Below are 25951 nucleotides of genomic sequence, written 5' to 3'. Positions count from 1 at the left end.
ATGCCGACTGCTCTTTTATTGTAGCAAATAACTTCGCCGTTGTCAACCGAACGAAAATAAAAAAAGCCGACTGCGAGCGTTCTCTTGCCCACAGTCGGCTATCTTTATATTGTTTCGGTTATGTTGATTCCGCATTTGAATTGAAACTCCAATTCGTGCTTTCCCACCACCTTGATATTGTCCAATAGCAGTCGCATAATCGCACTATCATTATAATCGGTTTCGTTGCTTTCGAGCGCATCGATTATCGATAGGAGTTTTTGCTGATTCATTTGCGTTTCTATGTTGACCGTTTGGAGTTCTTTCTCTTTCGCTTGCAGGTCAATGACCGCTGCACTATACTCTTTGTATAATCGGTTATACTCCTCGACGGTGATTTCGTTTTTCCGCCTTTTTTGAAACAGTTCGTGGATTTTTTCTCGCGCATCGTCGAGTGCGCGTTGTATCGGTGTCAAATCCGCGTCACGTTCGATTTTTATCTCGCACTCGATTGTTTTCCTTACTGCGGCTTTTATTTCCGCGACATCGCCCAACAACCGCCCCACGACGCGCTCGTATGCCGCATTAATGTCTTCTTCTTTTATAGGTCGCATATCGCATTCTTTCGGCGTCTTTTGATGCGTGATACACACCCAAGTCGGCACATATTCGCCGCTGACTACTTTACGTCCGAATCGTCTTAACTTCGCTCCACAGTCGCCGCATATCAACAGTCCGCTATACGGATATCGGCTACTGTATCTTCCGCTTCCCGTATTGACCGAACTCCGAATATCTCGGCGGCGAATTTGTTCCGCCTTCGCCATTTCGAATGTTGCTTGACTGATGATAGGCGGATGGCTGTTTTCCACATAATACATCGGTGCTTGCCCCTCGTTTTTCTTTCGTGTTTTACTCAGGACATCGGTCTTGTACGATTTGCCGAGTATGGCGTTCCCAGTGTAGCGTTCGTTTTGCAAGATGCCTTGTATCGAACTCGGCATCCATTGTTTCCCCTTCTTCGTTTGTAGACCTTCCGCATTCAGTTCATCGGCAATCTGTCGCAACGATTTACCCGATAGGTATTCGGCATAAATTCGGCGGACTATTTTCGCTTCGTCTTCGACCACAACGTACTCATCGCCTTCTTTCGTATAGCCAAGCGTACCCCGAAAGTTTATTAACACGTTGCCCTCTTTGAATCGCTTCTCGAATGCCCACTTGATATTCGTAGACATCGTTCGGCTTTCCTGTTCCGCCATAGCCGCAAGGATTGTTATCAGCACATCGCCGCCCGGCGTAAGTGTGTCTATCCCCTGCGAGTCGAAAAACACGCTGATGCCGAGCTCTCGCAACTCTCGTATGTATTTCAGCGTATCGACCGTGTTTCTTCCGAATCGAGATATAGACTTACATAGAATTTTGTTTATTTTGCCCGCCCGACAGTCTTCTATCATACGCATAAAGTTTTTACGCGCTTCGGCTTTCGTTCCCGTCACACCCCAATCGGCATACCCTTCGATATAATTCCATTCGGGATGTGCTTTTATTTTTTCTTCGAAATATGCCTTTTGCCGTTCGTAGGAGTCTTCCTGTTCTTCGCTCTCCGTACTGACACGCGCATAATACGTCACGTTCGGTCTATCGGGAACTATCGTATTTTTTTGGTGGTATAAGGCAGGTATTTCCTTTACGATCTTTGTTGTTCCAATCGGCATTATTGCACCTCCGTTTTGTTTTCTTTTTCCAAGCGTTCGCGCTGTTTATCTCGCCAACCCTTTTGATTGCCCGACGGTCCGTTTGTGTACTCCCTACTGATTTCCGCTCCGTTGATAAAAGTAAAGGTTACGACGTTGTTGTTAATCGTAACCCTTTCGACGAACTTCTCTACCTTATCGTCATCGTATTCGGTTATTTGCGTAAAGTCCGCCTTGTCTATACCGCGCATTTCCTTTGCCGCGATTTGCATCGTTACCGCCGTAATTTCCTTGCGAAGCGATGCGCTCTCGACAGCGAATGCCGCCCCATCGATCATTCGATTGATTCTCAATAGGTTTAATTCATTTTCGGACTCTATTAGCGAAGCCAACCGCTGTCGCAGTTCGATGGCTTCATCGCTTTCCGTCTTATTGGCTATAAACTCATTGAAACACTCTACGAATTTTTCTTTCAGTACGCTATCCTTTATTCGGCGATTGTTACAGTTTTTCGTGCCGAAGAAATTTTGATGACTGCATATCCATATTGGATTTGCCCACGGCTTTCCGCTACTGTTTATTTTATGGACATAACCGTGTCCGCATTGTCCGCATACTATTTTCGTAGTAAAGGCATAAATCGGTTTGCCTTTACCTTTATGACTTTTGCCGCGCTTTTCCAATTCCGCTTGAACTTTGTCAAATTGTTCGGGCGATATAATCGGCGGATGCGTGTTTTCGATATAGTATTTGGGCGCTTCGTTTTTGTTGAGGCGACACACGCCTTGAGACTGCACATACTTTTGCGATAGTGCGCAGCCTTTATACTTTTCGTTCGTAAGCATATAAAGAATCGCGCCCCGATTCCATTTCACTTTGCCGAATGAGTTCGGACGGTTTTCCTTTTCGAGTATCAATCCGATTGCTATCGTGCCGTACCCCTCCAAGTATAAGTCGAACATTCGCCGTACTGTTTCCGCTTCGCTTGGCTCGATTTCCAATTCGTCGGTGTCCTTATTCGTTCGGTATCCAAATATTCCGTGTCCGACGCTAAACCAACCATTTTTGAATCGGTTGCGGATTGACCATCGCATATTGTCCGAATAGATTTGCAAATCGTTTTCGGCTATTGACGCCGCTATCGTCAAATAGGTTTCCGCCGCAGGATTGAACGAATCGATTTGCTCTTTCTCGAATACCACCTTTACGCCGAGTTCTCGTAGCTCTCTTACCGTTTCGAGAAGTTCCTCGGTGTTTCTCCCGAATCTCGATACCGACTTCGTATAAACAACATCGAATTTATGTTGCCTTGCGTCGGTGAGGAGTTTCAGCAGTTGCGGTCTTTTTGCCAATGCCCGACCGCTTATGCCCTTGTCGGCATAAACGCCCATGTACTCGCACTCGGTGTTTTGAGTAATCGTATTTCGCCAATATTCTAATTGATACTCAAAACTGTGCGACTGCGCATCGCTTTTCGTGGATACTCGGATGTATGCCACCGCCCTTTGTTTTGCCATATTGCCTCCTTTCCGCTACACTATGTTGCCGTTATGGATTTGAATGTAGGGTAAAAAAATTTGTCCTACCCGTCGTGGGCAGGACAAATCATACCGTGCTCACTTTGACAAGTCCAGCGAAAAATTGCCAAAACTCAAAGATTTTTATACGGATTCTTTTCGTATAGCCTGTCGCGCTCTTCCTCGGTTATGAGCCCTTTTATCCATAACCGCTCGATTATCGCGTCGGCATACGCCTTTGCAAAATCATTGTTTATCGCCATTGCCGTCATCCTTCTTACCGAGTTGCTTGATGATCTGGTTTGTTCCCGTCGCAGTCAAACCGCTTGCAATGCCGATGAGAATTGCCACAAACACGTTCTCTGCCGGGACGATACTCGGCACGGCAAAGTACGCCACGACGCCGAGCGCTGCGCCGAGTGCCGCCGCCACGAGCGGAATAAAGCGCATGAATTTTTCGTTTTGCTTGGTCGCGTATTTAATAAGGTTTATTACCCAATAGACGATTGCCGCTATCACGGGTACGCTGATGAGTTCGAGATACTGTTCCATTATGTCCTCCTTTATTTATGAGAATTTTGTTCCAAGAGGTATTCGTACATTTCCTCTTTGGATTCGTTGTAACTTTCCATTGCTTCGTGCATCTCGCCGTTGGTCTTTCCGTCGCGTATGGCGATTGCGTTCGCATACGTCAATTTGCCGACAGCGTCGATGCTTTTAAGTATAAGGATATTTTCTTTTGCCTTTGCCGCGTCACGTTCTTCGTCCTTTTTGGCTTTCTTTTTGAAAAACCTTTGCAAGAAAAAGAGCACCATTCCGCTGATGATGCTCGACGCGATGCTGATGATTATCGCCGCCATTTTGCCTCCTATGCCTTGCGTTCCCAATAATAGAGCGCAGAGCCGTCCGTTTGTATTCTTTCCCACACACCGCCCACATAGCCTTCGGGATTGGCATTCGTTGCCGTGACTTTTACCGAGCCGACGGGACAAAAGCAGTCGAGGATTTCCGCCTGCGTCATACCCGTTATGAGGTACGGCAAAACACGCCATTTTGCTTGACCGTTCCCGACCTTCATCTTGCCTGTATCCGTTTCGATTCCAATCTCCCCGGCAAGCAGCACGGGATTGGCTTTAAGCCAATTCGCCGCGCTGTCCGAGCGGAGGCGGAGTTTGACTTGTACTTCTTTTTCCGCCATAGCCGCCGCCCTATGCGTTGCCGCCGTTGAGTATGATGGTGTCGGTCGCGTGGAGTATGGTTTCGCCGTCGGTAAGATCCGCCGAACTCGTTTGTCCGAAGTTTTCCGCAAACGAACTCTTTGCGCGGTCCTCGGTATAATAAAGATTGCCCGACTCTTCAATGTCCGCCGTTGTCAACACGACTGCGCCGATTTGACCGTTGACCGAATGTATCTTACAATCGGGCGTTTGCAGTTCGAGCCAATTCTCTTTGACCGAGGGCGGCGCTTCTTTAAGGATATACGTTCTGCTCTCGTCCGAGCGAATCGCAACGTCGCCTTTTTGCGCGGTGAGCGCGAGCATTTCTTCTTCGCTCGACACCGCGAACGGCTCCGTTATGGCAATCGCGGGCAGATATTTCTTATCTATCTTGCCCTTTGCGTTCAACTCGATGAGGTTGCCCGCCTTCGTGCCGACATCCCTTGCCGCCGCCGTCCCCGCGTCGGCTATCTTGGCAAGCGTGAGCTGCGGAATATCGTCCGCCGTGAGCAGTTCGCTCTTTACCACCAAGCCTTTTTCGTTGACCGTGAACTTGGTAAACGTGCCTTCGGTCGCGCCGCTGTTCTTCAGCACGAGTTCTATGAGCGCATCCTCGCTACCGTCAAAATTCGCCGAGCCGTCGGCATCCCCGGTTATCTCGATTTTGTGCGGCGTTTTGAGTTTTTGCGCGACTTGCGCCTCCGCCACCACCGCGAGTTCGTCCGCCGTGGCTATACGCGTCCACACCGCCGCCTTTTCGGTTTTGGCGAGAAGAATATACACCTTGCCTTCCGCTTGGTTGAGCCACAGTTCGCCCAAGTCGTATTGCGAGTCGGTGTCGGTCGGATCGGTTTCGGACAGCACGATATCGTCCGTAAGGTATTTGAGCGATTGCCAATTCGTCGTGCCGTCGCCTACCTTTATCTTGCGCGTATCGAGTTCGATGCCGAGCTCGCCTTTTAAGAGAACGGGATTCGCCGCCGCCCAATTCTCCGCCGTATCGTTGCGCAGTTGTATTCTGCTCTCCAATACCCTTTCCGTTGCTTCGTTAGCCATTTGCATTACCTCCGTTTATGATTTTGATTTGACTGTAATCCGCACCGATGCAAATGTACGTTCCCGTAATCTCATCCCATCGGTATGCCCTGTTTTCCGCCGTGTCCATGTACACAACGGCTTTATCCCCGCGATTGGGAAATGCGTACTTGCTTGCGTATTGTTGCGGTTTGAGTTTAACCTCGACCGTTCGCAGGTCGTTGTCTACCACCGTTTCCGCAACATCGTTTTCCGTCCCTTCGTAGGATCGCGTTATTGCTTTGAACTGCTCGATGTGTACGCAATTCTCGCAGTTGCAATTTTGTTCGCTCATCTTGCCACCACCTCCAATTCTTTATCCGCAAGCGTGTACACGTCTTTGCCCTTGCCGCCGAAGTCTATCGTGAGTTGCATCCGATATAACAGACACGGAAGTCGTGCGGTTTCTTCGGCGGTTAAAAACACAAAGAACGAATCGCCCGACCGCTCGATGCCATCGGGAAATGTCTTTTCTATGTCAGGCGAACGGTTTCTCCGCGCTATCGAAAATGTCAGTTTATCCGAATCGCGGATTCGCCAATCGCTCTCTCCCTCGATGGGTATTTTGATATGAAAAAAGGCGATGCTGAATGCCTCGCCCTGCGTGAGTATTTGTCTTGCCATAAAACCTCCTATGATGCCTCGAAACCGAAAAGGATATTTAGATTTTGGCTTAGGTTACCATTGGTCGATGATGTGACATCGCCATTGGTCTTAAAGGTAACAGTGGTACGCACGTCCACATATAATCTCGTACCAGAGTTGTATGACTGTGTTCCATATACGCCACTCACTTCGGTTTTGGGTCGAAAGCCTTCGGGCAAAGTAAAAAGTTTCGATGTCTTATTGCTTGCAGTCACATAACCTATTACGAGTTTGCCTTGCCGTATGAGGGTAGCATTAGAGACACCGCTAATACTACCCGTTCTAAAACCCAAGTCGGCAATTTTATCATTCAGCACTTTCCCTTGATATGCGGACAATGCCGCAGTTCGACTTGTAGAAGAAAGGTTATCCACAACGGACACCGAATCGGGAACGCTCGGCTTATCTGCAAGGTCGTTGTAACTCCCGCTCGTTGCCACCTTATGGAGCCCCGTTATTTTGCTTGCTGACACCGAGTCTATTTTTACATCGGTAACCGCTCCGTTCGCTATTTTTATAGTAGTTACGGCAAGGTCTTTTATTTTCGTTGTTTCCACTGCATTTGCTGCTATCTTTGATACCGTTACCGCATTCGATGCTATTTTTGCCGATGTCACGGCTAATGCGTTAATATCCGCCGTGGCAACGGTACTCTTAAATGCAAGAGTACGCAAATCCGAAAACCACTTTCGCACCTTTCCGAATCCGTCCTTTATGCTTTCGATAGCCGTAATGTTATCTCTCACTTGCGCCTCGGTGCTTTTTATAAACGCATCTTGCACTTGGTCAATAACGATTTTGACTTCTTGCAAATATCGTTCGTTTTCGCCGAGCGTATTAAAAATATCTGGCGTAACTTGACTTCCTGCGGTATAATCATTTCGCGGTGTTTTCCATTCAGCCATGTTGCCTCCTCTCAGTACGCTTTTCCGAGTTCTATGACGCGCTTTATTGCAGGGCAACTATGTCCGCTTATTTCAATGTACCCCGCATCCCTATCCAAACCTCCGCCCTCAATGGTCGCATCGCCCTCGGTATAAATACTACCGCCGCCGTGATAGACCGCTGTTCCATCGTAACCCGTGGTAAGGCAAATAATGCTGATGTTTGTCATTCGGTCGGCGGCGTAGCAATCGCCCGGTATGAGAACGCGCAGCGTGGCGTCACTCCCCTCACCTATCGCAATACCCTCGCCGACGGCATAATTTAATTCCACTGCGTATCTATACCCACCTTTAATAACGAAACCGAGGTCATAATCAAAGTGATTGGCATTCCCGTTAAACACGACCGTTCCCGATCCGCCGCCGATATTCGGCTTGTTTTTGAGGTCGTTATAATCTCCGCTCGTAGCCACTTTGTGTAACCCCGTTACCTTACTTGCCGATACCGAGTTTATCTTGGCATCGGTCACAGCGTTTGCGTTTATCTTTGCCGTGGTCACGGAGTTCGTGCCAAGTTTCGAAGATGTTACTGCGTAGTTGTCGATATCCGACGTTCCCACCGTAGACTTGAAAGCCAAAGCCTTTAAGTCCGCAAACCATTTCCGTATCTTACCTATGCACACCTTTAACACCTCCGTGCCGCTTATGTTCGTCCGCGTACCGTATTGGGTACTCGTAATAGATGCGTCTTGTACTTGCTCGGTCGTTATTTTCTTTTCCTGCAAATACCGTTCGTTTTCGCCGAGCGTATTGAAGATGCTCGGCGTTACTTGCGCCTCTGCCGTGTAGTCGGTTTTCGGCTCTTGCCATTCCGCCATAGTGCCTCCTTATTTTTTGCGACCGCGAGTTTCCTGTTTGAGCCCGCCGTCATAGCTGAATTTATTGTACTCGCAAACAAGCCGCGACGTTTCGCCGAAACGGTCGGTGCAGTCGTATTCGAGTCCTATTTCGAGTTCGGGATTTCCGCGCCACACGGTCGTTATACTGCCTTGACCCGCTCGCATTTTGTTCAGTAGCACCGTCGCAATGTACTCCGCTTGTTCGAGCGATTGCACAAGTTCGTTGCCCGTGTGCGAATACTCGACGGCTCCGTACAGCTCGATGCTTTTCTCGTCGCGTTTCGTTATCTTGTTTGTCTTTATCTCTATTGCGTTTCCCGACACGGTAATGACTGCCGTTTGCGTTGTAGCACTCGTATTCGTTACCGTGCAAGTACAAGAGTTTGTGCCGCTGTCAAAGTTCGTTATGCGCACGGCGGCGTTTTCGGTCGATACCGTCGGATAAGCAATCTCCGACGTGTAGTCTATCGCCAAGTCAACCGACTGTCCTGCGTCCAAGCATATTTCCGTGTCGGTCACGTCTATGATGTCTTCGGTTACGGACACCGTGCTGTACTCGACGTGAATGCAGTTGGCAAAGTCGGTCAGCGTTGCATTAGACACAAGCGAGAACATATTGCCGGGATATATCGGTATTGCGCTAACCGCCGCCGCATCGATTTCGGCTGTAATGCAAATACGGTTTTGTCGATCCACGAACACCTTGCACAGCCCTGCGTTGGCTATGTCTTGCAGCGCATCCCACGCCTCTATTTTCGGCAAGAACGCAAGGTCTACCACTATATCTTTGAGCGTCAGCGAGATGTAATACTCGTCAGCGGTATGCCCCGTCTTTTGCAGTATGTCTTCCGCGATCTCGTAAAGCGAGGCGTTGTCGGTCAAAGGAAAGCCGACGTACATCTTGGTTTGCAAGCGCATCAGTCTATCCGTCGCGCTACACTTTACCCACTGGCTGTCTTGGTCTATTTGCCACTCATCGGAATAGAAAGTGCCGAGCGGCGTGTATTCCACTTTGCCGTTATTCTCCACCCCTATGCTCGGCAACAGTTTTCGGTCGAGCAACATCAGCGTCCGAAGATAGCCTTTATCGAACTTACGGCCTTCGTTGTACACGCTGACCGTCATTGTGTCCGAGTTGATATTGTAGTTTCCTTCGGTCGAGCACAGTTCTTCGCCGACCTCAAACGACTGCAAAGCATTGCCCTCGTATATCTCGTACAATCGCTCGTAAAAGCGCAAGATTTTGGCACAGGCGTTCGGAACGCTCCACTTGGCTATTGTGAGCCGCACCGACGTTATGTCGTCGATTCTCGGCTCTAATACGCGCTCCATTTCCGTATTGCCTTCTATCGTTTCCGTTCTTACGACTTTGCCGTTTCGCTTGTACTCCACAGCAAAGTCCACGGGATATTGGTTTAGTTTGCTATCCCCTATGACTTTCCAATAGATGATAGGTCGGTTAGTAAATTTTAGTTCGATGAACGGCTTGTCGGCGAACACACCGTCCGCATCAGAGAGTTTTCCGCTCCACCAACCGCACAGCACCGAGTCGTCCATCATTTGGAACGTACCGTCCATTGTCGCGTTTCCATCCATAGTGCAAGCCTTGACGGTCGGCTCACTCGGTAAGTGGTACACTTCTTTCGGATGGCTTATTTCCGAATTGCCGCTCTCCTCGGTCGTTATATCGCGGCTCAGTTCTTCGTCGGCATAGATAATTTCCACCTTACCGAACACCTTGCGCGGATTATCCGAGTACCCCATAGGCTACCTCTCTTGGAAAGACACCGACACGCTTTTCCACATTATCCTGCCGCGCGCCCAATCGTAATGCGGCATATACGTTATGCCGTCCGAGCGAGCCGCTATTGTGACAAGTTCGCCTGTGGCGTTATCGTGAAAGGTTAATTCGGTGAATGCGCCGCCGCCTGTTTCCTTTTGCAATGTCATCATATCCTCGGCGGACAGATACTCCCAATTCGCGTCCACTTTTCTTTTTGTGCCGATTATGTCCACGACGAGTGTTCCGTCCGCCGTGCGCTCCGATTTATCCAACACTTCGGGCGATACGGTTATTTCTTTCGGTGGCTTTATCGCCTTGCCGTTGATTAAAAGAAAATCCAAGTTATCCCTCCTGTAATGTTACACCGTTGCGCTTATATTCCTTTGTGAGCTTCGGCATTATGAGCCGAGCAAAAGTTTGACCGTCGATTTGCAACACGACATCGCCGCTTTCGCCGCCGCCCGTCATTCCGTTCATTGCCGCCATTCCTTGCAGTAAGCCGTTCAACAGATCGCCGTTAGGACTGCTCCCCGTTCCGACTGCCGCTTGATTGGGCGATGTTGCGAGATTGAGCGTCTGCGCTACCTGCATTGCCGCACGTTGTATCATCGGAAGATCCGCATACATGCCTTGCGCCATCATATCCATTAGGTTGGGTATCCACTCGTCGGCGGTATGGCCCGGTCCTTTCTTTGTCGGCGAGCCGAATCCGAGGAAGTCCGCGATTGCGTGACCTACATCTTTGACGCCGTCCACCACCCAATTCCACGCACTCTCTATGCCGTCGGCAATATTGCTTATTAAGTTCTTCCCCCAATTGAATGCGTCCTTGAATAGGTTTTTGAAAAAATCGCCGATGCTTGAAAACAGCCCCGTAATCTTATCCCATATCCATCCGCAAACCGAGCAAATGCCGTCCCAAATGTTCGTGAAAAAGCCGCTTATGCCTTCCCATACTTTCTTGAAAATGCTGCCGATTGTATCGCCGCAACTGCCGAAGAAACTGACCAATCCTTCCCCGAATCCCTTGATAAACTCCCAAATACCGAGGAAGATGTTCTTTATTCCCGACCAAATATTGCTTGCAAAACTTTGCATATATTCCCACGCCGATGACCAATCGCCGCGCAGTACCGCGCATACGATCTTTATAATGTCGAGAATGGCGTTGACAACGTCGATAACCGCTTCGAGAAACGGTCCGAGTGCGTCGATAATGCCTGCGAGAACGCTCGACACCACGCCATACAACGTCATCACGATTCCGCCGATGAGTTCAAACACGGGCTTTAAGGTTTCGTATAATTGGACGATGGTATCCCAAAGCGAGGCAAAAAGCGTTTTGAGTTTTTCCCATATAGGTTTAACGTACCCGAAGAATTTCGCAAGCGCGTTCCCTATGTTCGTATACGCCGCCTTTATGCACGTCCAAATCGCCGTGAATATTTTCTTGACCGTCGCCCAAATCTTTTCGCCGTTTTTCTCCCAAAATCTTTGTATGGATTTGACCGCATCTATGACTATGTCTTTAACGACGCCCCATACCTTTTTGGCGATACTCCATACTTTCTTGAACACCGTACTCACGACCGTCCAAATCGCTTGTAAGGCTTTCACAACGGCGGATATAACCTTTTCGCCGTTCTTTTCCCACCACGCCTTTATGCTCTCGACCGCCGAAAGAATAACCGACTTTATCCGCTCCCAAATCTTTGTCACGGCGTTACGGAATCCTTCGTTGGTTTTCCATAAGTATGTTATAACGCCGACAACCGCCGCGATTATGCCTATGACGAGCCCGACCTTGCTGAACAGCATCGATCCGACTTTTATAATCGTCCCCACGCTGCCGATGAGTTTGCCGACCACGAGAAGGAGCGGACCGATTGCCGCCGCCAATAATGCGATAGTCACGATGTTCTTTTTCGTTCCCATCGACAATCCCATCATTTTTGCGGTCAGCGGCGAGATATACTTTTGTATGAAGTTTCGAATAATGGGTATAAGCACATCGCCGAACGAAATGGCTATTTCCTCTACTTCCGATTTTAGGATTTTCATTTGCCCTTGCAACGTATTGAGCTGAACATCCGCCATTTCGGTCGCTTTGTTCGTTCCCGTGATGGACGCAGTCATATCTCGAACGGCATCGCCGCCCGCCGACAAGAGCGCAAGCATACCGGGACCTGCTCTCGCCCCGAACACCTTCATTGCCTGCGATGTATTCATCCCCGCTTTACCCAAGCGGTCAATAATCGTCGCAAGATCGTTTGTCGCGGGATTGACATCTTCAAACGACAACCCCAATTCCTCGAACACGCCGAGTGCGGCAGTTGACGGATTCATAAGCGAGACAAGCGATTGCCGCAGTGCCGTGCCTGCCGTCGAGCCGTCATAGCCTGCGTTGTACAATACCGATAATGCGCCCGTCGTTTCCTCTATGGAATAACCGAGGCTGTTTGCCACAGGCCCGACGTACCCCATTGAGTTCGAGAGTTTTTCCATATTCGCCATCGAGTTGCCGATTGCCGACGCGAACACGTTGGTCACGCGCTCGGCTTGATTGGCTTCAAGTCCGAACTGATTGAGTGTGGCTATAACCGTATCGGTCGTAAATGCGAGATCGCTCTGCGTTGCCGAGGCAAGGTTTAGCGTCGCTTGTATGGAGTCCGCCATTTGGTCGACTTTGTATCCTGCGGATGCCATATAATAGAGTGCGTCCGCCGCATCGCTTGCCGAGAATACGGTTTTACTGCCCATCTCTCTCGCAAGTGCGGTCATACGCGCAAGTTCTTCGCCCGTCGCGCCTGCTACCGATGCGGCATTCGCCATAGATTGCTCGAACTTTTGCGAGACGTTAACCGCCGCCGTGCCGAGTGCCACGAGCGGAGCGGTTATGCTCGCGGTCAGTTTCGTGCCTGCTTTCGTGAATCCCACCGACACTTTTTGAATTGATTTTTGCGCCGACTGCAAACCTTTGGAAAGCGAGGAAATGTCCGCCGCTATCTTGACCACAAGGTTTCTTATAACTGCCAATTCCCCACCTCCTTATTAGTTTTGGCGCACGAAAAAAGCAAGCACCTTTCGATACTTGCTTTTTACGAATGATTTTCGTTACTATTTAATTTTTAATGGTATAAAAGGTATTTCTGCCTTTCTCATGGCGTTCTATTTCACCGCTTTCAGTCAGTTGTTTCAGTATGTTTTCTATCGTCGCTTTGCTTAAGGTCGGACACAATTCCATTAAATCTCTCTTGGTAAATTTGCCGATAATTTGTCCTATGGCTATTTTCACGATTTCGGTATTGCTCTTCTTTTCGCTTACAATATCTATGCGCTTCTCGAATTCTCTGTAAGCCGACAACACAATCCCAAGCAGATACTTTATGAACGGTATTGGATCGTTATTGTTTTCGTGCCAACCTATACTGCTGTCTTGCAATGCATCATAATACAAAGATTTGTTCTTTTCTATCTTGCTCTCGATGCTTATATATTTGCCCACAACATAACCGCTTTTATACAGCAACAATGTGGTGAGCAACCGACTCATGCGTCCGTTTCCGTCGTTAAACGGATGGATGCATAAGAAATCGGTTATGAACACGGGAATAAGCAATAGCGGATCTATTGCAGAGCTGTCGATTGCGCGATTATAGCTCTCGCAAATGCTATCCACAGCTTCGGGAGTTTCGAATGGAGCGAGCGGCGTAAACCGTACAAACGAACTACCATCCTCTCTTTGTTCGGATATATAGTTCTGCGTATTCTTAAACCGCCCGCCTATCGCCTTTTCGGAATAACTGTATAAATCTCTATGCAGTTGTAAAATGTACGAAGCGCGAATCGGAATATACTCAAAATTTTCGTGAATGGTATTCAGCACATCACGGTATCCGAGTATCTCTTTTTCGTCGCGTGTTCGCGGCGTAGTTTTTTCCAAGCACAGCTGTTTTATCCGAGCATTGGTTGTCACAATGCCCTCGATTTTATTTGATGACTCCGTGCTTTGAATCTTTGCAATCTCCACGAGTCGGTCGAGTTCAACAGGCTTACGTTTTAAGTATAACTCCTGCCGCCCCTTATACTCATGTACTTGGGCAATAAGTCCGAGTGTTTCGCTATCCCATTGCATTTCGGCAAGTTTAGTATAATCGAATGTACGCATTTGCCTATCTCCTTATTTATTCGCCTAATTATAGCGCATTTTAGGCGAATAGTCAAGTGTTTAGGCGCATTATTTAAATTGTAATACCTTTTTCCGCCGCCATTGCCTTGAGTATGGCGTCGCTTTTGCTGACTTTCTTTTTCGGCTTTTTCCGTGCATCGCGCAAAACCTTGGCAAGCGTCGGCAATCGCTTTTGTCGCGCGAACGCCTCGACGTGCCAAGACAGACACAGCATATTCTCATATTCGTCTTGGTCGCGCTTTTGTTTTTGCTTGGCAAGTAGCGTCAGTTCATACGGCGTATACTCGCCCACAAAAAGCGGATCGAGTCCGAATTGCACGACTGCACGGTCCAATATTGCCGAAAGGTCAAAAGCGGCGGTTAGGTTTCCCCCGTACCGCCGTCCTCCGCCTTTGTCGTACCGAATGCCTCGGTCAATGCATCGCCTATCTTTTCGGCTATCGTGTTGAGGTCGGTGTACTCGTCGATTAAATCGCCGACCTTTTCGATAGTCAGCGTTTTGTCTTCGTGGCAAAGTCCTGCGTACACGATGGCGAGCAGGTCTTTTATGCCGACGTTGCCGAGGTCGAGCGACATCAGCGTTTTGCCCGTGATGTCTTCGATCTTGGCGAGCGCATTCATTCCGTAGCGCAATGTGCGCGGTTTATCCAGTGTTATGGTGATTCCCTTTTTCATATCGCCTCCTATTCGCCGAGTTCGAACGACAGTGCGCCCGTCCCCGTGCATTCGATGCTGATGGACACAACGTCATCGACCGGGTCTTCTATGGAAAGACTGTTGATGTACGCCTCGCCCGTGTAGTAGTTCTTTTCATCCACGAACAGTTTGACCGTTACGGTCGCGCCGCTCAAAAACGCCTCTTGCAATGCTGCTTGCCCTTTTTCGTCCACGGGCACTTCGTAATCGCCTTCGCTCGACGCCGACCACTCTTTGAGACCCGTGATATAGTTCTTCCAATCGTCGCCGAGCGAGGTCGTTTCGAGCGTGTCGAGCGAAAGTTCGAGCGACCAATTCTTGATGCCGACCACCTTTTGGTCGCTTTCCGTGCCTATGACGACTTTGCCGTTTTTGCCTGCTACCGCCATATTTACCTCCTTATTTTTCGTTGAAATGTATCTCGAATTCGATGCTTGACATGTATTCCTCGGTATCGAATTTGAGCGCCGTGTTTCCGTTATACTCGTAGTCGGATTTGATGAACACGGCTTGAATGTTCAGTCCGCACATATCCCCTTTGTAATCTTGCAATGCTTTCTTTATGAGCCGCGAGAGTTCGCGCGTTTTCTTGTATGTCGTATCGTGGCTTACAAACTGCACCGTTTGCCGCACATAGCCTGTATCGCCTTGCAATGCGCTGTCGTAGTTGGCAAGCACTGGCGCGTACACGATTGCCGGGAGCGGCGCGGACTGCGGCAAGATTATGGGATATATCCTGTCCTTGACGCGAGCCGTAATCTCCTTTCTCGAACACAGATACTCATAAACCGCTTGGCAAATGTCTTTCATATCTTGCGCCCTACCGCTCTCGACAGTTCCGCCGTGATAGCGTCGTTGATTTTATTTTGGTTGTCGTCAACGGCGTTACGCATAAACGGATTGGCGGGACGGTTTCGGCTGCCAAGTTCGACGTGCGTACCGTATTTGAGCGATTTATCGTAGTCGACTTGCACGGTCGCTTTTACCGCCGTCGCTTTGCCTTCGGTCAAATGCAGGCTTTGTTTGAGTGCGCCCGTATCCACGGGACAGTTGCGCTTGGCATCTTCGAGTGCGATTTTACCGCCCGCTTTCGCCGCCACCATCAGCGCATCCGCCGCCGCTCCCTCCATTGCTTTCAGGTCTTTTACAAGCGCATCCGCACCCTCCACCGTAGTCTTGACTTTTCGCTGTTTTGCACTGTAGCCCATCGTTTACCTTCTCCTTGCAGTTGATTATAGTTTCCGTGTGCGCCGTATCCGCGTCAACCGCGCCCACTATCTCGTACAGTTTTTTGCCGTAACGAATGCGGTGCAATACTGTCAACCACGGCAAAAACCGCATTGTTATTTTCGCTACCGCCTCCGCAGTCACTTGTTGCGAAACAAGTTGCTCCGTGCCGCTTACGGTCACAATGCTCGCCCAAACCGTTTTAACGGCTTTCCACTCGCCGACTTCGCCGCCATATTCGTCGCGGCTTGTTATGAATTCGAGAATTTCCACTCGGCGGTTGAGTTTTCCTATTCGCATTAGAACGCTCCCTTGCGGTACGCAAACAGCATTCGTCGGATCATATCGAGCGTGTCCGTAACGGACACACCCGATTTATCCTTCGATACTTGCCGCTCTTCGTAAAGCGTCGCGGTTACGATGAGCATTGCTTGGTGTATCGGCTCTGGTATTCGGTCGAAGTCCGCAAGCGGTCTTCGCAATACGTCTTCGACCAATACCTTTGCCGTTACAATAAGCGAGGAAATGAGCGCGTCTTCGGTATCGTCGTCCACACGGAGAAATTCCTTTGTTTCCTGTAAACTTATCACGCGCCCACCGCCTTTACGCTATGCACCGCGTTTGTCGAGCGTAACAAACGGCGAAACCGTGGCTTTGCCTTTGTACGGCGCAAGCGGTTTGTTCCAAATAGGCTTGCCGTCCACGCGATAAATAAAGCGGAACACGTTCTCGTCGTACAGGAAGCGGACGTGTATGGAACTTGCCGCTTTCACGCCGCCCTTGTCGATGAGAAGGTACTGCCCGATGTCCGCGAGCACGATATCTCCGACTTCGCCCGGCGCATTGCACTGTTCGAGCGGCACGACGGGTCTGCCGAATATCGTTGCGTAAGGCTTTTCGGAAATGCCGCCTGCCGGGATATACACGGGTTTATCTCCGAGTTTGAGCGTGTACAGGTACGGCTCGATCTCTTGGTTGATATACCACACCGCGCTCGACCGCGATTTCGACCACAGCCGATTCCACATCTTGACGATATTCTCTACCGTCACGACGGCGGACTGGTCTTTCTCTTTTTCGACTTTGACAAGCGCACCGCTTTTGAGAATGCCGAGCGGCTGTCCTTCGCCGCTGCCGTCCAGAATGGCGTCGTCGATCTTGAATCCGAACTCTTCGGCAAATGCTTGGCGAATGACCGATTCGAGTGCCGCCGCATCCTGCAACAGTTCATCGGTCGCGTAACACAGCCCCGTGAGCTTTTTCAGCGACAAATCGAGTTGACGGAACTTCGGCTTGCTGCCCGTATGTTCGTCCGCCTCCGACTCCCAAAACGCTTGAACGCCGCCCCAACGACTGCCGTTCCCGCGACTGTCTTCGTCAACGGCATTGATCTTGAGACCGTTCGCATTGGTCGAAATGGGGATTTTCTTCGCCTTGCTTGCGAGAATGCCCGTCTCGTAGGTGCGCTTGAGCAGTTCGGTCACAAAGTCCTGCTGAACGAGGAATCCGCCGTCCGAGGGCGTGGTTTCGTTGAGTCCGCTTGCCGCTCTGGTGGAAAGACGCTCATCGGTCACACCGCCCGGCATCGCCGCGCGGTACGCCGCAAGAAGTTGTTCGCCGAACGTGGCAAACCGTTTCTCTTCTCCGCTCTTATTCGGCGTCGGCTTGACTTCGGGTTTTTCCGCCGCCCTGTCTTCGGGCTCGATGGCAAGCATTTTTTCCGCTCTTGCGATGCTCTCGTCCCACGCGCGGATTTCCGATTCGTATTTGTCGATTTCCTTTTGTTCGTCGTCGGTCAAAAAGCGGTCTTCGGCGTCCGCTTTGTTGAGTACCGCCATTGCTTTGAGCCGCGCATCCTCGCGCTTTGCCTTCATTTCAAGAATTTTCTTGATGTTCATTTATTGATTAACCTCCGATTAAATATTTTTGAATTTGGTTTTCAGATTTTCGAGCTTTGCTTGTTCTTTGGCTCTTTTGGCGGCGAGTTCCGCCGCCTTTTCCGTTTCTTCCGCTTTGCTGCGCTGTTCGGCTTTGTACCCGTCGTATTCCTGCATAGCGCGAACACCGACGTCGGTTTCCGTGTATGCCGGGAACGTGACGGGACTCACATCGAACAGTTGCACCTTGCGAATTTCGCGCACATCCATTCCGTCATCGGTGGACCACTTATCGTTTAACACGACAAAGCCGATGGACATTTGCGTTATATCGCCGCGCCGAATGCTCGTAACAACATCCTTTGCCCAGCTCGTATCGGGCGGCGTTATGCGAACGCGCAAGCCGATTTCGTCTTCCACGAGTTCGAGCGTACCCGCGCGGTTACGCCCAAGCACATAGTTCGGATCGTGATTGAAAAGAGCGCGGATATCGTCTTTGCCGATGCTTTCGTTGAACGCGCCTTTTCGCACCACTTCCTTAAACGGGAATATCCCTCCGAGCGTTTCCGACCACGAGTCGAACACAGCGGCGTGTCCTTCTATGACCAGACCGCCGCCGTCGACATCCGCGATGCGCAATTCCTTCATCGGGAGCATTCGCAATTCCTTTTTGCTATTCATCGTTACCTCCTTCTTTTTGTTTCGGTTGATTGGCGGTTATCATGTTGCCGTTGACAAGGTACTCATCGCCGCCTTTTTCGGCAGGCACGAGCGGCATATCTTCCAAGCGTCGTATGTCGTTTATGGACAGCCATCCGTTTTGCCGCCCTACCGCATAACCTTCCATTCTCGACTTGTAATCGCCGCGCAACAGTCCGTCCACATTGAACTTTGCAAAATACAAAAGCCGCTCTTTCTCGTCGAGGAGTTGGCGGCTTATACTTTGTTCCCACCGTACAAGCCACGGACGTACCGTGTGCTGAACGAACTCTATGGATTGATGTTCTATGTTGCTGAACGTGGCTCTATCCAAATCGCCGACAAGGTGCGGCGGAACACGGAAGATGCGGCATATTTCGTTGACTTGGTACTTGCGCGTTTCGAGAAACTGTGCGTCTTCGGGCGCAATGCCTATCGTGTGGTATTTCATCCCTTCTTCGAGTACCGCCACCTTATGGCTGTTCCGCGTCCCCTGATATACCTTGTTCCACGACTCTCGCAGTTTCTCTGGGTCTTTCAGAATGCCGGGATGTTCGAGAACACCGCCCGGTCGCGCTCCGTTGCCAAAGAACTTTGCGCCGTACTGCTCGGTGGCGAGTGACAGTCCGACTGCCTCACGCGCTTGAGCAATAGGGCTCAGTCCGAGTACCCCGTCGATAGACAAACCTTTGACGTGGAACACCTGATCGGGCGAATATACGAATGTTTGATTCTTTATGTCGTCGGAGTATGTGTACTTTATCCTTCCCGTTTGGCTGTCACGCTCGACCGTCATTAGATTCGGCTTTAAGTACCACAGTTCGGTGACGTGTCCGTTCTTGCGTATCTTTCGCGCATAAGCGTTGCCCCACAATAACAGCGATGTCATCATCGTTTCGCGGAACTCGAAGCTCGTCATCTCTTCATTCGGCGATTCGTACAAACACGAAAAAAGCGGATGTTGCTCCGCCGTTTCGTTTTTGCCGTTTTTTCCTTTTTTATATAAGTGCAACGGCAGACTCGCCACCGTTTCTGCAAGTATCTTTACGCAAGCGTACACCGCACTTGTTTGCATAGCGCGGAGTTCGTCCACGCGCACACCGCTCGCCGAGCCGCCGCCCATATCCACGTCCACGCCGCGAATAAATTCCTGCATTTCTTTGCTCGGTGCGTTGCGCTTTTCCTTTTTTGGCGCATCCCGACTTCGACCGAATAATCCCATACTCCCTCCGTTTTTTGAAATGATAAAACCGCCCGGTCGGACGGTTTCGATTTTCGATATTTTGCTATGCTTTTTATTCTTTGAATGGCTTGCTGTCGATGAGTGCCATACATACGTTGTCTATTGCTTTCCATTCGGCGTTGCATTTGAGCGTTGCGTACTCTCCGCTCATTTGCGCTCGATACATCTTGGCTTGATGCGCCGCGAACTCTTCGGCGATGATTTCGGGAGCGTGTTCCACGTCATCGAGTATCCTTGCTTTGAGTTGCTCAACCTTCGCATCGTAGGCTTCTTTTTCTTTCTCGGTCGCATTGCTGTGATAGCCGTACGAATAATTCTTAAGAGTGCGGAACAGCCTTTTCTCGATTGCCGTGCGTTCTTGCTTTTCCATTTTATTTCCCCTCCTTGGCCGCCGCCCGTCCGAGTTCGTATGCGGCTATGAGCGCTGCTTTGATAGACCATACCGCGATGCCGTCGATAAAGTCGAGGCTGTCACTCATTTGCTGTTCGAGGTCGGCGCGATTTGCGAGTTCGGGGATTTCCCTTTGTGCGATCTTGACGAGCTTTCTTTCGGTTGCTCTGCTGATTTTGGTTTCCATTTTGACTCCTTCGGGCGATTGCCCTTGCTTGATTTTGTAACCAAAGTATACCGTGCTCACTCGAAAGAGCCCAGCGAAACACCGCCCAAAACTCAAACTTTTTCAAAGAGTTTTACGCCTAATGTACTCGAATTCGAGGGGTTTAATCGAAGATTTCCACACCCTCGCGGATGTGCCTTATTTCGGCGTCGGGATACTGTTCTTTGTATCGCCGAACGACCACGTCGCAATAGCGCGGCTCCAATTCTATGGCGCAACATTTGCGGTCGAGCTGGGCGGCGGCAATGAGTGTACTTCCGCTGCCGCAAAACGGCTCGAACACCGTATCCCCTTCGTGGCTGCTGTTGAAGATGAGTTTCGCACATAGCGTTATCGGCTTCATCGTCGGATGATCGGGGGACTTGCTCGGCTTATTGTCTTTAACAACGGTCGTCGGCTTTTCGAGCATTTTCTCCAACAGTTCAACGAGCTCGGCTTTGCCCATCTTTTTCACAGCAAGCCGCAAATCCTCGTATACGGTCGGTTGCGTTCGGTCGTCCACAAAGTAATGCCCTGCGCCTTCCTTCCATCCGTAGAGTATAGGCTCATGTATCCACTGATAGTCTTGCCTTCCGAGCGTAAAGTGGTTTTTGTACCACACGAGCGTTTGCGCATACTTAAATCCTGCGTCTACCATCGCTTTAGTAAAGTTGACCGTTTCCTTTGTGCTGTGGAACACATAAACGGGCGCACCCTTTTTCAGTCCGCTTTCCGCCGCCTTGTAAAACGCCAACAGGAACTGATAGAACTCGTCATCGGAGAGGTTATCGTTTGCTATGTTGCTGTTATCGCGTGTTTTGGACTTATTCTTTCCAACAATCGCCGAGCCGTAATCAACATTATACGGCGGATCGGTAACCATCACGTCCGCCGCCTTGCCGTCCAAAACGCGCCGCACGTCCTCGATTTGCGTACAATCGCCGCACAGTAGCCTATGCTCTCCCAAGTGCCACAAATCGCCCGAAACGGTCTTACAATCGGCGGTTTCGCTTAACGCCGACTCCGCGTCAAAATCGTCTTCGTGGACGTTTCCATTGAGCCGCTGCCGAACAACTCTTGCGCTTCGGCGAGGTCGAAACCTGTCAGCGTTATGTCATAGCCGCTCCCGTCCAAGTCGCGCAAAAGGTCGGCAAGGAGGTCATTGTTCCATTCGCCGCTGATTTTATTGAGCGCGATATTGAGCGCCTTTTCTTTGCTCTCGTCGAGGTCAACAATAACGCAGTCGACTTCGGTGTAGCCGAGGTCTTTCATCACTTTGAGCCGTTGGTGTCCACCCACAACGATGCCCGTGCGCTTGTTCCAAATAACAGGCTCGACGTACCCGAACTCCAAAATGCTCCGTTTGAGTTTTTCGTATTCCGCGTCGCCCGGTTGCAGGTCTTTGCGCGGATTATAGGCGGCGGCTCTTAGGTCGTCAACTTTTTTCTTTTCGATTTGCATTACGCTCTCCTTTTCAAAATGATAACCGCCCCTTTCGGAGCGGTCGCGGATTTTACCGTTTAATCGTAGTCTTCATCGTCTTCATCGGACTCCTCGTCATAGTCGCCCTCGTATTCTTTTTCGTAGTAGTCTTCTTCATCCTCGTCGTCTTCACAGTCATTCGTGCTGATGTGGTAGCTTTGTTTTGTGCTTAGCTCTATGTCGAACTCGCCGTCCTCGGCTGTGAATGTCGCGGTCGTCGCTCTTACGAATCGTCCGAGCTTGTCGAGTTCATAAGGGTTTTTCTTTTCGCAGAGTTCATACGGCAGAATGCCTATCGTTCCCGAATCGACGCCGTAGCGATGTCCGAACTGGTCTTCGTATTCGCCGTCTCCGTATGCCGTACCGCCTATGGCGAATTTGTGTCCGCGCAGTTCGTGTGCGCCTTCGAAGTCGCTATAATCATCTTTGTGCCATTCGCCGTCGTAGTCTTCGTCGGACATCGCATAGCATACATCGCCGATATAGAATCCGATTGCGCTCTTAAGTGTTGCTTGTACTTTCTTTTCCGTAGCCATTTTTACTCCTTCGGGCAGGCTTGCCCTTGCTTGATTTTGTAACCGAACAATACCGTAAAACAACGAAAGAGCCCAGCGAAAAACGCCCAAAACACGAAACTTTTTCAAAGATTTTTTTCGTTAAATCACGATGATTCCACGGTCGTTGTACACGCTGTCCGCCGTCCCTTGATTGCGAATCGCACGGTCCAATGCCATAACAAGCGCGACCGCTCCGTCTATCCTTTCGGTTGACTTTTCCTTATCCATCTTTATATTCCCGGCAGGATCGGTGCGCACGAACACGTTGTCCATCATCCACCGAAGCGGCACGTTGCCGCCGTGCGCTATCTTTTGTTCGAGTACGAGTTTCATCAATTCTTTTGTCGGCGGGCTCATATCTTTGAATCCCTGTCCGAACGGCACTACCGTGAATCCCATACCTTCGAGGTTTTGCGTCATTTGCACCGCTCCCCATCTATCGAACGCTATCTCTTTAATGTGATATTTGTTTCCGAGTTCTTCTATAAAGTTCTCGATGTAGCCGTAGTGGATCACGTTGCCCTCGGTGGTTATCACTTGCCCCTTGGCTTGCCATACATCATACGGAACGTGATCGCGCCGAACACGAAGTTCTATCGTGTCTTCGGGTATCCAAAAAAACGGCAGTACGGCGTACTTGTCTTCGGCATTGAGCGGCGGAAACACAAGCACGAATGCTGTCACGTCGGTGCTACTCGATAGGTCGAGTCCGCCGTAACAATCTCGCCCGGCAAGTGCGTCGGCATCCACGGCGGCGGCACACTTATCCCAAGCGTCCATCGGCATCCACCGCACCGATTGCTTTACCCATTGGTTGAGTCGCAGTTGTCGAAATAGGTTTTCCTCGGCGGGATTGTCTTTTGCTGACTCATAAGCGGTGCGGAGCTTGTCTATATCCACCGTTATGCCGAGCGACGGATTGGCTTTGTACCATACCTTCTCATCGCCCCAATCGTCATCATCCGCCGCCCCGAATATAACGGGATAGAACGAGCGGTCGTGCTTTCGCCCTTCGAGTATGTCTTTCGCTTTTTGGTGTATTTCCCAACATATCGAGTTGCGATCCGTTCCCGCCGTCGTTATAAGGAAGAACAGCGGCTGTTTCCGCGCATCGCCCGATCCGTGCGTCATAACGTCGTAAAGCGCACGACTCGGCTGCGCGTGTAGTTCGTCGAACACCACACCGTGGACGTTGAGTCCGTGCTTGGTGTACGACTCAGCCGACAGCACTTGGTAGAATGCGTTCAGCGGTTGGTACACGAGCCGTTTTTGGCTCATCACGGGTTTAATGCGCTTTTTGAGTGCCGGGCATTGCTCCACCATATTGCAAGCCACATCGAACACGATGCTTGCCTGCTGTCGGTCGGCGGCGCATCCATACACTTCCGCACCCCACTCTCCGTCGCCCGCCAAAAGATAAAGCGCGACCGCCGCCGCGATCTCGCTTTTTCCTTGCTTTTTGGGTATCTCGATGTACGCCGTATTATATTGCCGATAGCCGTTATCCTTTACCGTGCCGAACACGTCGCAAATGATTTTATTCTGCCACGGCAACAGTTTGAACGGTACGCCGTGCCAAGTGCCTTTCGTGTGCTTTAAGGAGTTTATAAACGCAACGGCACGGTCGGCGAGTTGTTTGTTGTATGCCATTGCCACCTCCGTTAAGAAATGAAAAAGAGCGCCGAAACGCTCTTTCCCGAACACGCATATTGATTTGATTTATTTTTGCATTCGCCGAACGGTATCGGCGAGTGCGGTATAAAGGTACTTTTCGTCGAGCCCGACATCCGCATACCCTCTTCGGATTGTGCCGTAGTAGTATTCGTTCGGCAGCGACGGCTCCCCGCCGTTCATAATGTACACCATTGCTTGCTTTGTCGTACCGTCCATCATTTCGACATCGACGGTTTCCTTGCGGTACATTCGCGGATATCCCTCGTAGATGTCCAAGGCTCTCTCGCAAGCGGGCGTTATTTCCCACACGCCGACAGGTGTTTCCGCACCCTTTTCGGGCTCTATTGTTGCGACGTGTCGGAACGTCAGTTGATAGTCTTTCAGTATTCCCTTGCCGACCACCTTGGCGTTCGGACACCTGTGCGCCATTTGCGCGAGGTTTAAGTTACTACCATATGCTACATATAATTTGTTTGCCATAATCGTTTCTCCTATGTCGATTTTTATTTTGGTATGGTGGCGGCGGCTTATGCCGCCACCGTCATCGGTCTGCCGTTCCTGTATCCCGTATCGCCCTCGAAGTTTTTGAGCAGGAACATTCTCGCCGTTTCGAACTCGTCGCCTATCATTCCGAGTCGCAGTAGCCATGTGCGGAAGGTGTACTTTTCGTTTGTGCTTGCCGTCCGCCTTGCGCTTGCACCGTTTTGCGTGAGTGCTTGATGGCATATTGCGAGGCATAATTGTATGTAGGTTTTAATTTGCCCTGCGTGCGTCGTGCCGTTGAAGCATCGGAACTCGATGCCCTTGCCTTGCCATAAGCTGTGCAGGTTGAGTGCGCGGTAGCGGCTCCCATCGTAGTGCGAGTAGCTGCGGCTCGGTCCGTCGTACCATAATCTTTCGATGGCGGCGGTCGTTTGCGGCTTGCTTGCGTTTATCCTTTGTACGAATCTCTCTTCGTTCTTCTTACACCATCTCGTCGCTCTCGATTCGGTTACGCCGAGTGCCTTGAAGAGTAGGTCTTCTTTGCTCGTCATTATGTTTACGAGATTGCGTAGGCTTTTTGCCGTATGTTGCTCCGCGCCGACGTGGACGTGTATTCCGCAGCTTTCGTTTGCTATCGCGCCTTTGTGCCGCAGTTGCCTTACGACTTCCTGTATGTCCGCGATGTCTTCGTATTTGCATACTGGCGTTACGATTTCGCATTTGTAGTCGCTGTTTGCCGATTGTCCGTTTTTCCGCTCGGCGCGTATGCTGCTGTCGCTCATCGCTTTCCATTTGCGGCCTTGGCGATCGGTGGCTTCGTAGGTATCGTAGCCGCTGCCGACGTACCGCGAGGTCGTGCCGAAGTATTCGGCGATAACCTTGGCGGCGGTTTCGCGCGTGATGCCTGTGAGTTCGATTTCGATTCCGAAGGTTTGTGTTTTCATGTGCGTGTTCTCCTTTCGGGCGGTTGCCCTTGGTTTAATTTTGTAACCAAAGCATACCGTAAAGAATCGAAAGAGCCCAGCGAAAACGCGTCCAAAACCGAAACTTTTTCAAAGATTTTTTGATTATTTTCGGTTTATTTTTTGTAAGGCAGACCAACACCGAGAAAGTTCCTTTCGCCCCGTTTTACTGCGGCGGTTTCGGCGTCGCAGGCGGCGGTATATTCGTCCATTTGCTTTTCTTTGCGCTTGCATTCCAAGCAAATGCACTCGGTATTAAACATAGACATCGTGCGACCGTCCGTCAATTCCTTGCCGCAACGGTCGCATTTTGTCTGCGAGAAAAAGGTATCCATCAATATAATCCGTCCAAATCGATCAGGTTTACGTGTCGGCGAATTTTCTCTATCGCCTCGTCATATGAGCCTTGCTTTATCTCTTTCCAAAGTTGTCCCGTCCGCTCTTCGTCGTTTAACGCTTCGGCGACCAACGACATAACGAAGAAGATATTTCCGCTTTCACCTCTACTGCGAAATCTAACTGTCGGCATTGTACCGCACCTCCTTTTTGTTGTACCACAAACAATACCGTG

Annotated in this window: 35 protein-coding genes; all 35 read right to left on the bottom strand. The window is 50.2% G+C overall.

Features of this window, described 5'->3' with window-relative positions; all coding sequences use genetic code 11:
• Positions 1 to 104: 104 nt before the first annotated feature.
• Complete coding sequence (locus NFR55_RS07115) at positions 105 to 1697, bottom strand: recombinase family protein (protein ID WP_251547726.1); 1593 nt, start codon at positions 1695 to 1697, stop codon at positions 105 to 107.
• Entirely contained in the window at positions 1697 to 3193 is a 1497-nt protein-coding gene (locus NFR55_RS07110; RefSeq protein ID WP_251547724.1) for a recombinase family protein, read from the bottom strand. Before NFR55_RS07110 ends, NFR55_RS07115 begins: the two co-directional genes overlap by 1 nt.
• Before the next feature lie 134 nt (positions 3194 to 3327).
• Complete coding sequence (locus NFR55_RS10540; protein WP_275556919.1) at positions 3328 to 3456, bottom strand: hypothetical protein; 129 nt, start codon at positions 3454 to 3456, stop codon at positions 3328 to 3330.
• A complete protein-coding gene (locus NFR55_RS07105) occupies positions 3440 to 3745 on the bottom strand; it encodes a phage holin family protein (RefSeq protein ID WP_251547722.1) in 306 nt (101 codons plus the stop codon). The genes NFR55_RS10540 and NFR55_RS07105 overlap by 17 nt, the downstream gene beginning before the upstream one ends.
• A gap of 11 nt (positions 3746 to 3756) precedes the next feature.
• Positions 3757 to 4053 (bottom strand): hypothetical protein, encoded by a 297-nt coding sequence (locus NFR55_RS07100; RefSeq protein ID WP_251547720.1) that lies wholly within the window; start codon positions 4051 to 4053, stop codon positions 3757 to 3759.
• Between the two features lie 8 nt (positions 4054 to 4061).
• Positions 4062 to 4391: a hyaluronate lyase N-terminal domain-containing protein gene (locus NFR55_RS07095; RefSeq protein WP_251547719.1), complete on the bottom strand. Its 330-nt coding sequence runs from the start codon at positions 4389 to 4391 to the stop codon at positions 4062 to 4064.
• A gap of 10 nt (positions 4392 to 4401) precedes the next feature.
• On the bottom strand, positions 4402 to 5466 hold the full coding sequence (locus NFR55_RS07090) for a hyaluronate lyase N-terminal domain-containing protein (RefSeq protein WP_251547717.1): 1065 nt from the start codon (positions 5464 to 5466) through the stop codon (positions 4402 to 4404).
• Entirely contained in the window at positions 5459 to 5779 is a 321-nt protein-coding gene (locus tag NFR55_RS07085) for a hypothetical protein (protein WP_251547715.1), read from the bottom strand. The genes NFR55_RS07090 and NFR55_RS07085 overlap by 8 nt, the downstream gene beginning before the upstream one ends.
• Complete coding sequence (locus NFR55_RS07080; protein ID WP_251547713.1) at positions 5776 to 6108, bottom strand: hypothetical protein; 333 nt, start codon at positions 6106 to 6108, stop codon at positions 5776 to 5778. Before NFR55_RS07080 ends, NFR55_RS07085 begins: the two co-directional genes overlap by 4 nt.
• Before the next feature lie 8 nt (positions 6109 to 6116).
• Entirely contained in the window at positions 6117 to 7034 is a 918-nt protein-coding gene (locus NFR55_RS07075; RefSeq protein WP_251547711.1) for a hypothetical protein, read from the bottom strand.
• An 11-nt stretch (positions 7035 to 7045) separates the two neighbouring features.
• A complete protein-coding gene (locus NFR55_RS07070; RefSeq protein ID WP_251547709.1) occupies positions 7046 to 7891 on the bottom strand; it encodes a hypothetical protein in 846 nt (281 codons plus the stop codon).
• A 9-nt stretch (positions 7892 to 7900) separates the two neighbouring features.
• Entirely contained in the window at positions 7901 to 9676 is a 1776-nt protein-coding gene (locus NFR55_RS07065) for a hypothetical protein (protein ID WP_251547707.1), read from the bottom strand.
• A gap of 3 nt (positions 9677 to 9679) precedes the next feature.
• Complete coding sequence (locus NFR55_RS07060; protein ID WP_251547705.1) at positions 9680 to 10036, bottom strand: hypothetical protein; 357 nt, start codon at positions 10034 to 10036, stop codon at positions 9680 to 9682.
• A 1-nt stretch (position 10037) separates the two neighbouring features.
• Entirely contained in the window at positions 10038 to 12731 is a 2694-nt protein-coding gene (locus NFR55_RS07055) for a phage tail tape measure protein (RefSeq protein WP_251547702.1), read from the bottom strand.
• An 85-nt stretch (positions 12732 to 12816) separates the two neighbouring features.
• Positions 12817 to 13863, bottom strand: a complete 1047-nt coding sequence (locus tag NFR55_RS07050; RefSeq protein ID WP_251547700.1) for a Fic family protein — start codon at positions 13861 to 13863, stop codon at positions 12817 to 12819.
• Between the two features lie 73 nt (positions 13864 to 13936).
• Entirely contained in the window at positions 13937 to 14203 is a 267-nt protein-coding gene (locus NFR55_RS07045; protein ID WP_251547698.1) for a hypothetical protein, read from the bottom strand.
• A 41-nt stretch (positions 14204 to 14244) separates the two neighbouring features.
• On the bottom strand, positions 14245 to 14559 hold the full coding sequence (locus tag NFR55_RS07040) for a hypothetical protein (RefSeq protein WP_251547696.1): 315 nt from the start codon (positions 14557 to 14559) through the stop codon (positions 14245 to 14247).
• A gap of 8 nt (positions 14560 to 14567) precedes the next feature.
• A complete protein-coding gene (locus NFR55_RS07035) occupies positions 14568 to 14969 on the bottom strand; it encodes a phage tail tube protein (protein ID WP_251547694.1) in 402 nt (133 codons plus the stop codon).
• Positions 14970 to 14979: 10 nt separating this feature from the next.
• Entirely contained in the window at positions 14980 to 15390 is a 411-nt protein-coding gene (locus NFR55_RS07030; RefSeq protein ID WP_251547691.1) for a DUF3168 domain-containing protein, read from the bottom strand.
• Positions 15387 to 15710, bottom strand: a complete 324-nt coding sequence (locus NFR55_RS07025; RefSeq protein ID WP_251547690.1) for an HK97-gp10 family putative phage morphogenesis protein — start codon at positions 15708 to 15710, stop codon at positions 15387 to 15389. The genes NFR55_RS07030 and NFR55_RS07025 overlap by 4 nt, the downstream gene beginning before the upstream one ends.
• Complete coding sequence (locus NFR55_RS07020; RefSeq protein WP_251547688.1) at positions 15658 to 16107, bottom strand: phage head closure protein; 450 nt, start codon at positions 16105 to 16107, stop codon at positions 15658 to 15660. Before NFR55_RS07020 ends, NFR55_RS07025 begins: the two co-directional genes overlap by 53 nt.
• Positions 16107 to 16397, bottom strand: a complete 291-nt coding sequence (locus NFR55_RS07015) for a head-tail connector protein (RefSeq protein WP_251547686.1) — start codon at positions 16395 to 16397, stop codon at positions 16107 to 16109. The genes NFR55_RS07020 and NFR55_RS07015 overlap by 1 nt, the downstream gene beginning before the upstream one ends.
• Before the next feature lie 18 nt (positions 16398 to 16415).
• Positions 16416 to 17705: a phage major capsid protein gene (locus tag NFR55_RS07010; protein WP_251547684.1), complete on the bottom strand. Its 1290-nt coding sequence runs from the start codon at positions 17703 to 17705 to the stop codon at positions 16416 to 16418.
• Positions 17706 to 17723: 18 nt separating this feature from the next.
• Positions 17724 to 18365 (bottom strand): HK97 family phage prohead protease, encoded by a 642-nt coding sequence (locus tag NFR55_RS07005; protein ID WP_251547682.1) that lies wholly within the window; start codon positions 18363 to 18365, stop codon positions 17724 to 17726.
• Entirely contained in the window at positions 18358 to 19539 is a 1182-nt protein-coding gene (locus tag NFR55_RS07000) for a phage portal protein (RefSeq protein WP_251547770.1), read from the bottom strand. Before NFR55_RS07000 ends, NFR55_RS07005 begins: the two co-directional genes overlap by 8 nt.
• A gap of 139 nt (positions 19540 to 19678) precedes the next feature.
• A complete protein-coding gene (locus NFR55_RS06995) occupies positions 19679 to 19996 on the bottom strand; it encodes a hypothetical protein (protein ID WP_251547680.1) in 318 nt (105 codons plus the stop codon).
• A 1-nt stretch (position 19997) separates the two neighbouring features.
• Positions 19998 to 20204: a DUF6900 domain-containing protein gene (locus NFR55_RS06990; RefSeq protein WP_251547677.1), complete on the bottom strand. Its 207-nt coding sequence runs from the start codon at positions 20202 to 20204 to the stop codon at positions 19998 to 20000.
• A 142-nt stretch (positions 20205 to 20346) separates the two neighbouring features.
• On the bottom strand, positions 20347 to 21198 hold the full coding sequence (locus NFR55_RS10565) for a DNA-methyltransferase (protein WP_338052320.1): 852 nt from the start codon (positions 21196 to 21198) through the stop codon (positions 20347 to 20349).
• 35 nt (positions 21199 to 21233) lie between these two features.
• Complete coding sequence (locus NFR55_RS10560) at positions 21234 to 21683, bottom strand: ParB N-terminal domain-containing protein (protein WP_338052319.1); 450 nt, start codon at positions 21681 to 21683, stop codon at positions 21234 to 21236.
• A gap of 59 nt (positions 21684 to 21742) precedes the next feature.
• Complete coding sequence (locus NFR55_RS06980) at positions 21743 to 22240, bottom strand: hypothetical protein (RefSeq protein ID WP_251547675.1); 498 nt, start codon at positions 22238 to 22240, stop codon at positions 21743 to 21745.
• Positions 22241 to 22360: 120 nt separating this feature from the next.
• Positions 22361 to 23911 (bottom strand): terminase large subunit, encoded by a 1551-nt coding sequence (locus tag NFR55_RS06975; RefSeq protein ID WP_251547672.1) that lies wholly within the window; start codon positions 23909 to 23911, stop codon positions 22361 to 22363.
• Between the two features lie 69 nt (positions 23912 to 23980).
• Positions 23981 to 24415, bottom strand: a complete 435-nt coding sequence (locus tag NFR55_RS06970) for a gamma-glutamylcyclotransferase family protein (RefSeq protein WP_251547670.1) — start codon at positions 24413 to 24415, stop codon at positions 23981 to 23983.
• A gap of 47 nt (positions 24416 to 24462) precedes the next feature.
• A complete protein-coding gene (locus NFR55_RS06965) occupies positions 24463 to 25362 on the bottom strand; it encodes an amidoligase family protein (RefSeq protein WP_251547668.1) in 900 nt (299 codons plus the stop codon).
• Between the two features lie 134 nt (positions 25363 to 25496).
• A complete protein-coding gene (locus NFR55_RS06960) occupies positions 25497 to 25715 on the bottom strand; it encodes a gamma-glutamylcyclotransferase (RefSeq protein ID WP_251547666.1) in 219 nt (72 codons plus the stop codon).
• The gene (locus tag NFR55_RS06955) at positions 25715 to 25909 is read right to left on the bottom strand and encodes a hypothetical protein (protein ID WP_251547646.1); all 195 of its coding nucleotides are present in this window, start codon (positions 25907 to 25909) and stop codon (positions 25715 to 25717) included. The genes NFR55_RS06960 and NFR55_RS06955 overlap by 1 nt, the downstream gene beginning before the upstream one ends.
• Between the last annotated feature and the right edge of the window lie 42 nt (positions 25910 to 25951).

The sequence above is a fragment of the Pumilibacter intestinalis genome (assembly GCF_943193005.1).
Lineage (GTDB): Bacteria > Bacillota > Clostridia > Christensenellales > Pumilibacteraceae > Pumilibacter > Pumilibacter intestinalis.
Note: the sequence above shows the minus strand (reverse complement) of the source record. Positions and strands in the feature narration are given on the sequence as shown.